This is a genomic window from Kitasatospora sp. NPDC127111, from assembly GCF_042677465.1.
Classification (GTDB): Bacteria; Actinomycetota; Actinomycetes; order Streptomycetales; family Streptomycetaceae; genus Kitasatospora.
On record NZ_JBHXTG010000035.1, the window covers coordinates 69,563 to 81,556 of the forward strand.

The window sequence follows — 11,994 nt, forward strand, 5'->3', positions numbered from 1 at the left end:
TTCACCTCTGCCACCACCGCACCTCCGATGCCGGGAGAGGGCCGCGCTGCCGTCGAAGTCGCCGCCCTCGGAGCTGATCCTTGTCCTGCCGCGGCCACCGGGGCATGGGGGACCGGCCCCCATCTTTCCGAGGGCGGGCCCGCATGATCCGGGGGCGTGCGCGCCCGGGGCCGGCGTACGCCGGGCGGGAGCCGCCGCGCCCGGCCACCCGGCCACCCGGCCACCCGGCGCCCGGCGCGCCGTCCGGCCGGTCAGCGCCGGGCGACCAGCAGCTGGGTCGCCACCGCCGGGCGGCCGTTCATGGTGCGCACCGGCAGCTCCCGCTCGGCGACCGGCTCGAAGGCGCCGAGCAGCTCGTCCAGCCACTCCCGGGTGTGGTGGCGGCAGACCGCGCCGTCACCGGTCTCGAACACCCCGTACCGGCCGTACCGGTCGGCGAACTCCGCGTACCGGTCGCGGTTGCGCGGGTCGGGCTGGAGGCACAGGTCGCTGACGTACAGCAGGCCGCCGGGCCGCAGGACCCGGTGCAGTTCGGCGACCAGGTCGCGCTGGCCGTCGTCGCCCGGTACGCAGGTGAGCACGGCGAACAGCAGCGCCGCGTCGAGGGTGGCGTCGGGGCGGTCGAGCCGGGGCGGGTCGGCCAGCACGGTGAAGCGGGCGGCCGGCTGCTCGGCCCGGGCACGGGCGATCAGGTTGGGGGCGACGTCCACCCCCTCGACGTCGGTGAAGCCGAGGGCGGCCAGCTCGCCGGCCAGGCGGCCGTAGCCGCAGCCGTAGTCGAGCACGGCGGCGCCGCGGTCGAGCCCGGCCAGCCAGTCCGGGTGGAGCGGATGCCCGAAGGTCTTCGCCGTCCCGGTGGAGTTCCAGTAGTCCGACTGGTTGTCGAGAACAGGCATGTCCAGATCATCGCATGTCCGTTCGGTGTGACGGGATGGGGACGGGTGTCCCGGCGATGGGGTCGTTCGGCCCTTCCCGGGGCCGGAGCGGCGGAGGGATCGTGATCGTCGCGCGGGTGTGTGCACACGGTGCGCGCCGGACAGGCGTGGCAGGCGTGGCACCACCTGGAAGTGCGAGGCGAGGCGGGACGGGAGAGGCCGGAGATGGGCGAGTTGGTCACGGTGCAGGTGAGCGAGGGGATGGAGCGGGGCGTCGCGGCCGATGCGCGGTCCCGGATCGCGGCCGCGGTCCACGGGGCCGACGCCCTGGTCGAGGCCCTGCGGGTCCGGGTCGGGCTGGTCGGCGCGGCGACCGTGCTGGCCCAGGTCAACGCCGAGGTCGACGGCCGGCGGATCCGCGTGCAGGAGGCCGCGGCCGACCTCGGCGAGGCGCTGGACCGGCTGGCCGAAGGGCTGCGCGCCCGCGTCGCCGCGGTGACCGCCGGCTGGACGCCCAGGCCGTGGCCCCGCCGGGCGCGCGGCCGGGCCTCGCTCGCGGGCGTCCCCGCGCAGCGCACCGCCGCCGCGCCCGTCCGGGAGGCGCCGGTTCGGCCCGGAGGGCTCGCGGTGAGCGCGGGAGCGGGCGGGATCGGTGCCCATCCGTGCACCGAAGTCCCGTACGGGGACGGCTCGCAGCACATCGTCCGGCGGAAGCGGGCCGCCCTGGTGTGGTGCTCGCCCGACGCGGCGGCCCGGACCATGGACGCGATGGACTTCGACATCCACCTGTTCACCGACCCGGCCACCGAGACCGACGCCGTCGTCCACCGGGTCGGCCCGACCGGCTACCGGCTCACCCGTACCGTGGCCGCGGGCCCGCCCAGCCGGCCGACCGTGCCGTTCACCCTCAGTCCGTTCGGCGCACCGCAGTTGACGGAGGACCAGGCCGTGGACCGGCTCGCCGCGGCGGACCTCCCGTTCCTCTTCTTCGCCCAGCCCGGGACGCGGCGCGGCCGGGTGCTCTACCGGCGTTTCGACGGCCGGCTCGGCCTGATCGCCGCAGTGTCGTGAACGACGAAGCCGTGCAGCGCCGGTTGCGGGCGTTGCGGAGACGGCGCGGCCCGGCCGGACCGCCGCGCACCGAGGGGCCGCCGAGTGCCCAGGGCCCGTTGAGCGCCGCGGGGCCGCCGAACGCGGAGGGCCCGCCGGGTGCCGACGGGCCCCCGCCTCGGCACCTGGAGCCGCTCGAACGGGCCGAGGCGCTGCGGCTGCTGGCGGGCGCGTCGTACGGGCGGATCGTGTTCACCGACCGGGCCCTGCCGGCCATCCGGCCCGTCAACCACGTGCTGGTGGACGACGCGGTGGTGATCCGCACCCACGACGGCGCGGCGCTCACCGCCGCGGCGCTGGGCGCGGCCGCGGCCGGCGTCGTGGTCGCGTACGAGGCCGACGCCATCGACCCGCTGACCCACCTGGGGTGGAGCGTGGTGGTCACCGGCTATGCCCGCCCGGTCACCGAACCGCACCAACTCGCCCGGTACCGCGCGCTGTTGCGGCCGTGGGTGGCGTCGGGCATGGACCACACGGTGGCGATCCAGCCCGACCTGGTGACCGGCTACCGGCTCACCGCGGGCCCGGCGGCCGCCGAGTAGCGCGCACCGGACCGGACGGCCCACCCCCCCGGGCGCACCGGTGCGGGCCGGAGAGTTCTCCCCGACTCCCCGGCCCGCGCCGGTGTTTCGGCATGTCCGCGAGCGGCCGGGAGCGACGGGGCGGCCGGGGCCCGGCCGACGGTCCCGGTCGGCGGTCCCGGGACGGAGGCCCACCGGCCCGGGCCCAGTGGGTCCAACGGCCCTGGGGCGTACGGGTGTCGGCTTCCGATCATGGATCGCCATCCATCCGCAGGAGTTCCGAAGGAGTGCGTCCTTGAGTGCCATCGAGGCAAGGGGCGACAGCGCGCCACCGCCGTCCGCCGCCCGGACGGGAGGAGTCCCGGTCCGCCGGCCCGGCTCGGCCCTGGTCCGGCTGCTGACGACCACCGACCACAAGACGATCGGCTCCATGTACCTGGTGTCGGCGTTCGGGTTCTTCCTGATCGGCGGCATCCTCGCGCTGGTCATGCGCGCCGAGCTGGCCCGGCCGGGGACGCAGATCCTCTCCAACGAGCAGTTCAACCAGGCCTTCACCATGCACGGTTCGGTGATGCTGCTGCTCTTCGCGATGCCGCTGTTCACCGGCTTCGCCAACTGGATCATGCCGCTGCAGATCGGCGCCCCGGACGTCGCCTTCCCGCGGCTGAACATGCTGGCCTACTGGCTGTTCATGTTCGGCTCGCTGATCGCCGCCGGCGGCTTCGCGACCCCGCAGGGCGCGGCCGACTTCGGCTGGTTCCTCTACGCGCCGCTCTCCGACGCCGTCCACTCGCCCGGCGTCGGCGCCGACATGTGGATCATGGGCGTCACGCTCTCCGGCTTCGGCAGCATCCTCGGCGCGGTCAACTTCATCACCACCATCGTCTGCATGCGGGCCCCCGGCCTGACCATGTTCCGGATGTCCATCTTCTGCTGGAACGTGCTGCTCACCTCGGTCCTGGTGCTGATGGTCTTCCCGGTGCTGGCCGCCGCCCTGCTGGCGCTGGAGTGCGACCGCAAGTTCGGCTCGCACGTCTTCGACCCGGCCAACGGCGGGGCGATGCTCTGGCAACACCTGTTCTGGTTCTTCGGCCATCCCGAGGTCTACATCCTCGCCCTGCCGTTCTTCGGGATCGTCTCCGAGGTGATCCCGGTCTTCTCCCGCAAGCCGATGTTCGGCTACGCGGGCCTGATCGCCGCCACGGTCGCGATCGCCGGCCTCTCGGTCACCGTCTGGGCGCACCACATGTACGTCACCGGACAGGTGCTGCTGCCCTTCTTCGCCTTCATGACCTTCCTGATCGCCGTGCCGACCGGCGTGAAGTTCTTCAACTGGGTCGGCACCATGTGGAAGGGGTCGCTGAGCTTCGAGACGCCGATGCTGTGGACCGTCGGCTTCCTGGTCACCTTCCTGTTCGGCGGCCTGACGGGCGTGCTGCTGGCCGCGCCGGTGATCGACTTCCACGTGTCCGACTCGTACTTCGTCGTCGCGCACTTCCACTACACGCTGTTCGGCACGGTGGTGTACGCGATGATGGCGGGCTTCCACTTCTGGTGGCCGAAGATGACCGGCAAGATGCTGGACGAGCGGCTCGGCAGGATCAGCTTCTGGACGCTCACCGTCGGGTTCCACGCCACCTTCCTGGTGCAGCACTGGCTGGGCGCCGAGGGCATGCCCCGCCGGTACGCCGACTACCTGGCCTCGGACGGCTTCACCGCGCTCAACACGGTGTCCACCCTGGGCTCGTTCCTGCTCGGCCTGTCGATCCTGCCGTTCCTCTACAACGTCTGGAAGACCGCCAAGTACGGCGAGAAGGTCACCGTCGACGACCCGTGGGGCTACGGCCGCTCGCTGGAGTGGGCCACCTCCTGTCCGCCGCCGCGGCACAACTTCACCACCCTGCCGCGGATCCGCTCCGAGTCCCCGGCGTTCGACCTGCACCACCCGGAGATCGCGGCCCGCGACCACCTGGAGAACCACGGCGAACCGGCCGCGCACCTGGCGGGCGTGACCCCGGCCGGGTACGACGTGCCCGCGCCGCGGCGCGCCGCGAAGGCGCCCGGGTCATCCGGGTCGTCCGGGTCGCCTGGGACGTCCGGGACGTCCGGGGGCTGACGCCCTCCCGGGAGGTGCCCAGGTGGGCGCCTCCCCCCGAACGCCGTCCCCGCCCGGTCCGACGCCCCCGGGCGGGCGGGGACGGCCCCACCCCGCACCCGTCACCCCGCGCACCATCGGGGTCGCACCCATCGGCTGAGGAGCGCAAGGCATGTCCCACACCGTCCTGGCCATCGGCACCGCCGCCGTCACGGCGTCCGGCTGCGTCTGGTACCTGCCCGCCATCGCGGACCTCCAGGCGGGCGACGACCGCCCCCGGTCCGCCCGCACCGCCGCCGCGGCCTGCGTGGTCTGGTGGGCCGCGCTCGCACTGGCCGGCGTCCTGCTGCTGGCCATGCCCGCGTGGCAGCCCGCCGCCCGGATCGCCCTGGCGGGCCTGGTCGCCGGCGTCGTCCTGCGGTGGCGCGCGCTCCGGCAGCGCCGGACCGAGCTGCGCGAGGACCGGCTGCGCTGGGCGATGCTCGACGCCGGCCCCGCGCCGCGCAGCCCGCACCCCGCCGCCCGGACGCTGCTGGGTTGGCTGCTGGTCGGCCTGGCGATCTCCTCGCTCGGCGCGGTCTCCATCCTGATGTCCGGCGGCGGCGCGCTCGCCCCCCGCCTCGCCGCGGCGGCCGGCAGCGCCGTCGCGGTCTCCGGGGCCTTCCTGCTGATCGGCCTCGGCAACGCCCGCCGCCGGCGGTCCTGACGAGCCGGGGCCCCGCATTGGGGTCGTTCGGCCCTGGGGCGGCGGGGCCCGGTCGGGGATGATGCGGTAGGGCCGCGGCAGCCGGGCCCGGGTACGAGGAAGGTGGAGTTCGCGAGATGGCGAGCATGACGGCGGGCGCCGGAGCGCCGGCGCCGGTCAGGGTGTTCCTGCTGGACGACCACGAGGTGGTGCGCCGCGGCGTCCACGACCTGCTGGACGGCGAACCGGACCTGGAGGTGGTCGGCGAGGCCGCCACCGCCGAACAGGCGCTGGTCCGCGTCCCCGCGCTGCGGCCCGACGTCGCCGTCCTCGACGTGCGGCTCGGCGACGGCGACGGCGTGGCCGTCTGCCGCGAACTGCGCTCGCGCATGCCGGACCTGGCCTGTCTGATGCTCACCTCCTTCGACGACGAGGAGGCGCTGCTCGACGCCGTGATGGCGGGCGCCGCCGGCTACGTCCTCAAGCAGATCAGCGGCACCGACCTGGTCGCGGCCGTCCGCACGGTCGCCTCCGGCCGCTCGATGCTCGACCCGGGCGCCGCGACCCGCCTGCTCAACCGCCTGCGCAACGACGCCGAGCCGGCCCAGCCGTCCCACCAGGGGCCGGAGCTGACCGCGCGCGAGCAGGAGGTGCTGGCGCTGGTCGGCGAAGGGCTGACGAACCGGCAGATCGGTGAGCGGCTCTACCTGGCGGAGAAGACGGTGAAGAACCACGTCTCCCGGCTGCTCGCCAAGCTCGGCGTGGAGCGGCGGGTCCAGGCCGCGCTGATCGCCACCGAGCTGCGCCAGTCGGCCGCCGCCGCTCAGCCGGCGCACCCGCGCACCTGGGGCGGCCAGCGCGGCTGAGCCACCACGGCCACGCGCCGGGGCCCGGCCCCGGCCGTGGCCGTCGTTCGTACCGGCCCGAGCGCGGCCCGACTTCGGGTGCCCGGGGTCTGTCCGGCGGATCCCGCCGGACGGGCCCCGGGCCTGCCGGGTTGTCGGATGACGTTCCGTCAGAGATATTGGATCTTGGTCCCGATGGGCCTGTTGTTCCAGATGACGAGAAGTCAGGGGAAGTCCGATGGCACGGGTTGGATGGGTGCGTTCGCTGGCGGTGGCCGCGGCCGGTGTGGTGGTCGTGGCGACGGGGGCCACGGGTGCCGTGGCGGCGCCGACGGCGGCCGCGGCGGTGCCGGACACCGTCGGGGTGCGCGCCGCGCTGCAGAACGCGGTGAACGCCGGGGCGCCGGGGGCGTTCGCGGTGATCAGGGACCACGGCGGCGCCGAGACCAAGGTCTCGCTGGCGGTCGGCAAGGCCGATCTGGACGGGACGCCGATGAACGCCGACTGGCGGTTCCGGGTCGGCAGCAACAGCAAGATGTTCGCCGCGGTCCTGATCATGCGGCTCGCCGAACAGGGGCGGATCGACCTGGACAAGCCGCTCCGGGACTACCTCCCGGACGGCACGCTGCCGGAGGGCTGGACGATGACCGGCCGTCAGGTGATGGAGCACCGCGCCGGCGTCTACGACCACACCAACGACCTCCTGGAGCAGGCGGGCGAGGAGACCACCAGCGCGTTCGAGGCGCGGATCCGCCACAACGTCTACGACCCCGCGAAGCTCGTGTCGATGTCGGTCGCGCACGGCGTGCAGTACGCCCCGGGGTCGCGCTACTCCTACTCGAACACGGACTTCGTGCTGATCGGCCTGGCGGTCGAGCACCTCACCGGCCGGCCGTACGCGGAGGTGCTGCGCGAGGAGGTCATCGACCGCCTCGGCCTGGGCCGGACGTCCTTCGACGTCCCGCAGGAGGGGATCGAGGGGCGGCACGTCACCGGCTACCTGACCAACGACGACCGCTCCAAGCCGCTCCTGGACTCCACCGAGCAGACCGCCTCCTGGCTGTGGAGCGCCGGTGGGGTGGTCTCCTCCGCCCGCGACATGGACCGCTTCCTCACCGCGCTGATGGCCGGCAGCGCCGGCGGGCTGGTCTCGGACGACTCGCTGAAGCAGATGACCAGCGTGCTGCCCACCCCCACCGCGAAGATCAGCTACGGGCTGGGGCTGCGGCAGATCGCGCTCTCCTGCGGCAACGTGTTCGGCCACGGCGGGATCGTCCAGGGCTTCCAGACGCAGTCGTTCACGACCCGGGACGGCAGCCGCAGCGTCGTCGTCTTCGCCAACGCCTCCAACAACGGCAGTGTGACGCAGGGGCTGATGAGCGCGCTGGAGCCCGCCTTCTGCGGCAAGCAGCCGGCCCCCGCCACCGCCGTCCGGCGCGGGGTGCGTCGTCCCGCCCCGCCCGCCACCGCCGTCCGGCGCGGGGTGCGGCCCCCGGCCACCGCCGTCCGGCGCGGTGTCACCCCGCCAGCGGGGCCTCCCAGACCAGGTGGGTGCCGCCGGTCTCCACCGGCCGGAGCTCGAAGCCGCCGCCCACCCGTTCGGCCCGTTCGGCGAGGTTCCGCAGGCCGCTGCGCCGCCCGCCCTCCGGGACGCCGACGCCGTCGTCGGTGACCGTCAGCGTCACCCGGCCGCCGGCCGCGCGCAGGGCGACCTCGACGCGGCTCGCCCGGGCGTGCCGGGCGGCGTTGCTGAGCGCCTCGCCGAGGACGGCCAGGACGTGTTCGGCGAGCTCCTGCGGCACGTCGGTGTCCAGCAGGCCCTCCATGCTGAGGCGGGGGGCGAAGCCCAGCGTCGCCTGGGCCTCGCCGACGGCGCGGGTGGCGCGGGCCCGCAGCCCGCGGTCGGGCTCGTTGTGGGCGCGCAGCCCGAAGATCGTCGAACGGATGATCTTGATCGTCTCGTCCAGGTCGGCGACCGCCCGGCCGACCCGGTCGGCCGCGTTCGGGCTCTCGATCAGCCGGCCCGCGCTCTGCAGCGTCATCCCGGTGGCGAAGAGCCGCTGGATGGCCAGGTCGTGCAGGTCCCGGGCGATCCGGTCGCGGTCCTCCAACAGCGTCAACTGCTCGGCGTCGCGCCGCCGTTCGGCCAGCTCCAGGGCGAGCGCCGCCTGGTCGGCGAAGCCCAGCAGCGGGCCGGTCTCCTCCGCCGTGAACGGCGGCCGGCCGCTCGCCCGGGCCAGCAGCAGCACGCCCCGCCCGAACCCCGTCCCGGTGCCCAGCGGCACCGCCACCGCCGGCCCCAGCCCGGCGAACCGCCCGGGCGGCCCGGCCTCGAACCGGGCGTCGGCCGCCAGTTCGTCGCTGGTCACCGGCGAGCCGGAGGCGTACGCAGCGCCGGAGAGTGTGCCGTCCACCGGCACCGTCACCCCGATCCGGCCGTCCGGCTCGCCGCCCAGCGCCACCTCCACGGTGAGCTCGCCCGCCCGCTCGCCGGGACCGGCCGGCGCCATCGAGACGTCCGCCAGCTCGGCGCCCGCGATCTCCCGCGCCCGGCGCGCGATCAGCTCCACCACCTCCAGCCGGGGCGCGCCCGACAGCAGGCTGCGGGTGATCTCGGCGCTCGCCTGCAGCCAGCGCTGGCGCCGCTGCGCCTCCTCGTACAGCCGGGCGTTGTCGATCGCCACCCCGGCCGCGACCGCCAGGGTGGCGATCACCGCCTCGTCGTCGGCGTCGAAGTCCAGTCCACCGCGCTTGTCGGTGAGGTAGAGGTTGCCGAACACCTCGCCGCGCACCCGGACCGGCACCCCGAGGAAGGTGTGCATCGGCGGGTGGTGGGGCGGGAAGCCGACCGACGCCGGGTGCTCCGACAGCACCGGGCAGCGCAGCGGCTGCGGGTCGCGGATCAGCTCGCCCAGGATGCCGCGCCCGGCCGGCAGCGGCCCGATCGCCGCGATCTCCTCCGGCGTCAGTCCGACCGTCAGGAACTGCGAGAGCGTGTGGCCGTCCGCCCCGATCACACCGAGCGCGCCGTAGCGGGCGTCGACCAGGTCGGCGGCGGCCTCGACGATCCGGTGCAGGGCCTGGGACAGGTCCAGCTCGCGGCCGACGGCCAGCACGGCCTCCAGCAGGCTGTGCACCCGGTCCTGGGTGCCGCGCGCCGCGTCGATCCGCCACTGGAGCTCCTCCAGCAGCTCGTCCAGGCGCAGCCGCGGCATCCGCGGGCCGCCGGCGGCCGCGCGGTCCGTGGGCGCCGCATGAGCCGTGCGCGCCGCGTGAGCCGTGCCCGCCGGGCCCGCCGGCGGGTGGTCCGTGTCCGCATGACCGTCGGTGTCCGCCCGCGTACCCTCCGCGCCGCTCACCGGCGTCCTCCTCGTCGCTCTGTCCGCTGTGTCCGGACGCCCCCGGGTCGCCCGACCAGGAGGATTGTCGGATTTCACGGTAGTGCCCGCCCATCCCCGCCCGGTACCGCGGGGTCCGTCCCGGCGCGGCCCGCCGGGGGCCGCGGACGGGACCAACGGCCCTGCCGCACAGGCCCTGCGGCACTGGGGCCGCCCCCGCCCCGGCGGCCATGGTGGGAACGTCGGACGGTGCGTCAGGACGCGCCGCGCGCCCCCCAGGCCCGGGGCCCGAGCCCCGCAGTGGAAGGAACCCCTCATGACAGCACCCGTTCTGGTCGGAGTCGACGGCTCGCCCGGGAGCATCGCGGCCGCCCACTGGGCCGCCGACGAGGCGGTCCGCCGGGACGCCCCGCTGCGGCTGGTGCACGCCTGGCCGTGGCTGACCGACGGCCGGGACGCCTTCGCCGACGAGGAGGCGCCGCCCGAGGCCGCCCGGCGGATGCTGGCCGACGCCGCCGAGGCCGTGCGCGGCCGCCGGCCCGGCCTGCCGGTGCACACCGACGTGGTGCTCGACGCCGCCGTGGACGGCCTGGTCGCCGCGGCCGGGGACGCCGGTCTGCTGGTGCTGGGCTCGCGCGGGCTCGGCGGCTTCGCCGGGCTGCTGCTCGGCTCGGTCGGCATGGCGACCGCCGCCCGCGGCACCGTGCCGGTTGTGGTGGTCCGGGAGACGGCGGACCGGGACGAGACGGCCGGTACGGGCGCCGAGGTGCTGGTCGGCGTCGACACCCGGGCGCCGGACGAGTCGGTGCTCGCCTTCGCCTTCCGCGAGGCCGAACTGCGCGGCGCCCGGCTCCGGGCCGTCCACGGGTGGGACCTTCCGCCGGCCTTCGCGACGGTGGGCTTCGTCCCGACGCCGCCCGAGCTGGGCGACCTGGAGGCGCTGGAGGCCAAGGGGCTCGCCCTCGCGCTGGCCGGGTGGCGCGAGCGGCACCCCGGGACGGAGGTGGTCGAGGAGGTCCGGCTCGGTGCCGCCCGTGCCCTGGTGGAGGCGTCCGCGACGGCCGACCTGGTGGTGCTGGGCCGGCGGCGGCGTCCGCACGACCTCGGCCCGCGGCTCGGCCGGGTCGCCCACGCCGTGCTCCACCACGCGCACGCGCCGGTCGCGGTGGTCCCGCACGACTGAGGGGACGGCGGCGGTGGCGGGCGCGGCGGGGGTGGTGGCGGCGGGGCGGGAACCCGGGCCGTCGGACCCCGTCCGCGCGTCGCCGCGCGGAGCCGGGCTCGGGGGTACAGGCTCGGGAGTAGCGGAGCCGCGCCGTCCCGCGCCGGGGCGGGACGCCCACCCGCCCGGGCCCGGGGAACCGACCCGCCCGGCGCCGCCCGGGCAGGAAACCGAGGGGCCCGGGGCAGGGCCCACGAGGCACGAGGCAGGAGACGATCACCATGACCGAGCCCACCCTCACCCCGGCCGACCTGCGGCTGCTCGCGGCCGCCGGTGGCGCGGCGCCCTCGCTGCACAACAGCCAGCCGTGGCGGTTCCGCCCGGCCGCGGACGGCCGGGGCATCGAAGTGCGCGCCGACCCCACCCGCGCCGTCCCGCTCGCGGACCCGACCGGCTCCGCGCTGCACATCGCCGCCGGGGCCGCCCTGTTCAACCTGCGGGTGGCCGCCGCCGCCCGGCTCGGCCGCGAGCCCGTCGTCCGGCTGCTCCCGGACCCGGACGACCCGCAGCTGCTCGCGGTCCTCGACCTCTCCGCCCCCGCCCGTGCCGCGCACCCGTTCGGCCGGGACCTCGACGCCGCCATCGCCGAGCGGCACTCCAGCCGTGAGCCCTACACCAACCGGGACGTGCCGGAGGCCGTCGTCGGCGAGCTGGTCGACGCCGCCCGTGCCGAGGGCGTCACGCTCGCCGTGCTGGAGGAGGACGGCGCCCGCCGGGTGCTGGAGATCACCGCCGAGGCCGAGGACCGGATCGCCCACGACCCGGAACGCCAGGCCGAGGCCCGCGCCTGGCTGCGCGGCGACGCCGAGGGCGCCGAGGCCACCGACGGCCTCCCGTTCGCCGCCCTCGGCGCCCGGGACCGCGACGCGCGCGTCCCGATGCGCGAGTACGCCGGCCGCCCGCCGTACCGGGACGCACCCGCCCAGCCGGCGGAGCGCTTCGAGGCGCTGCCGCAGCTCTGCACCCTCACCACCGCCGCCGACCACCCCGCCGACTGGCTGCGCACCGGTCAGGCGCTGGAACGCGTCTGGCTGCTGGCCACCGTGCACGGCATCCGCCTGACCGTCTGGCACCAGCCCGTCGAGTGGCCCGATCTCCGCCTGGTGCTGCGCGACCCGGCCGAGGGACCCGGCTACGTGCAGCTGATCCTGCGCGTCGGCTACGGCCCGCCCGGCGCCGCCACCCCGCGCCGTCCGGTCGAGGACACGCTCGACGAGCCGGCCGGGCGCTGAGCCGGAGCCCCGTGACGGCGGCGGTACGGCGGCGGTACTGCGGTGTACGGCGGCGGCCGGGCCCCGGGGAG

Annotated in this window: 9 protein-coding genes and 1 pseudogene; 8 read left to right on the forward strand and 2 right to left on the reverse strand. The window is 75.9% G+C overall.

Going from position 1 to position 11,994, the window contains the following annotated elements:
• Window positions 1-251: 251 nt before the first annotated feature.
• Window positions 252-896 carry a class I SAM-dependent methyltransferase gene (locus ACFVHB_RS21670; RefSeq protein WP_380324521.1) on the reverse strand — a complete coding sequence of 215 codons (645 nt, stop codon included), beginning with the start codon at window positions 894-896 and terminating at the stop codon, window positions 252-254.
• Window positions 897-1,100: 204 nt separating this feature from the next.
• Between ACFVHB_RS21670 and ACFVHB_RS21675 the strand changes: the two genes are divergently transcribed.
• The 6 genes and pseudogenes from ACFVHB_RS21675 to ACFVHB_RS21700 form a co-directional block, all read left to right on the forward strand.
• Window positions 1,101-1,946, forward strand: a complete 846-nt coding sequence (locus ACFVHB_RS21675) for a sigma 54 modulation/S30EA ribosomal C-terminal domain-containing protein (protein WP_380324524.1) — start codon at window positions 1,101-1,103, stop codon at window positions 1,944-1,946.
• Between the two features lie 164 nt (window positions 1,947-2,110).
• On the forward strand, window positions 2,111-2,527 hold the full coding sequence (locus ACFVHB_RS21680) for a pyridoxamine 5'-phosphate oxidase family protein (protein ID WP_380324550.1): 417 nt from the start codon (window positions 2,111-2,113) through the stop codon (window positions 2,525-2,527).
• A 283-nt stretch (window positions 2,528-2,810) separates the two neighbouring features.
• Window positions 2,811-4,622 (forward strand): cytochrome c oxidase subunit I, encoded by a 1,812-nt coding sequence (ctaD, locus tag ACFVHB_RS21685; RefSeq protein WP_380324553.1) that lies wholly within the window; start codon window positions 2,811-2,813, stop codon window positions 4,620-4,622.
• A 151-nt stretch (window positions 4,623-4,773) separates the two neighbouring features.
• Window positions 4,774-5,307: a hypothetical protein gene (locus ACFVHB_RS21690; protein WP_380324526.1), complete on the forward strand. Its 534-nt coding sequence runs from the start codon at window positions 4,774-4,776 to the stop codon at window positions 5,305-5,307.
• Window positions 5,308-5,423: 116 nt separating this feature from the next.
• Window positions 5,424-6,152 carry a response regulator gene (locus ACFVHB_RS21695; RefSeq protein WP_380324529.1) on the forward strand — a complete coding sequence of 243 codons (729 nt, stop codon included), beginning with the start codon at window positions 5,424-5,426 and terminating at the stop codon, window positions 6,150-6,152.
• 217 nt (window positions 6,153-6,369) lie between these two features.
• Window positions 6,370-7,473, forward strand: a pseudogene (locus ACFVHB_RS21700) (serine hydrolase domain-containing protein); the annotation flags it as partial.
• Window positions 7,474-7,648: 175 nt separating this feature from the next.
• Here ACFVHB_RS21700 and ACFVHB_RS21705 read toward each other — a convergent pair.
• Window positions 7,649-9,346: a GAF domain-containing protein gene (locus ACFVHB_RS21705; protein ID WP_380324532.1), complete on the reverse strand. Its 1,698-nt coding sequence runs from the start codon at window positions 9,344-9,346 to the stop codon at window positions 7,649-7,651.
• Window positions 9,347-9,785: 439 nt separating this feature from the next.
• Here ACFVHB_RS21705 and ACFVHB_RS21710 point away from each other — a divergent pair, with 439 nt between their 5' ends.
• Both ACFVHB_RS21710 and ACFVHB_RS21715 read left to right on the forward strand, forming a co-directional pair.
• Window positions 9,786-10,652, forward strand: a complete 867-nt coding sequence (locus ACFVHB_RS21710) for a universal stress protein (protein ID WP_380324535.1) — start codon at window positions 9,786-9,788, stop codon at window positions 10,650-10,652.
• Between the two features lie 260 nt (window positions 10,653-10,912).
• Window positions 10,913-11,923, forward strand: coding sequence for an Acg family FMN-binding oxidoreductase (locus ACFVHB_RS21715; protein WP_380324538.1), 1,011 nt, complete (start codon window positions 10,913-10,915; stop codon window positions 11,921-11,923).
• Window positions 11,924-11,994: the final 71 nt, after the last annotated feature.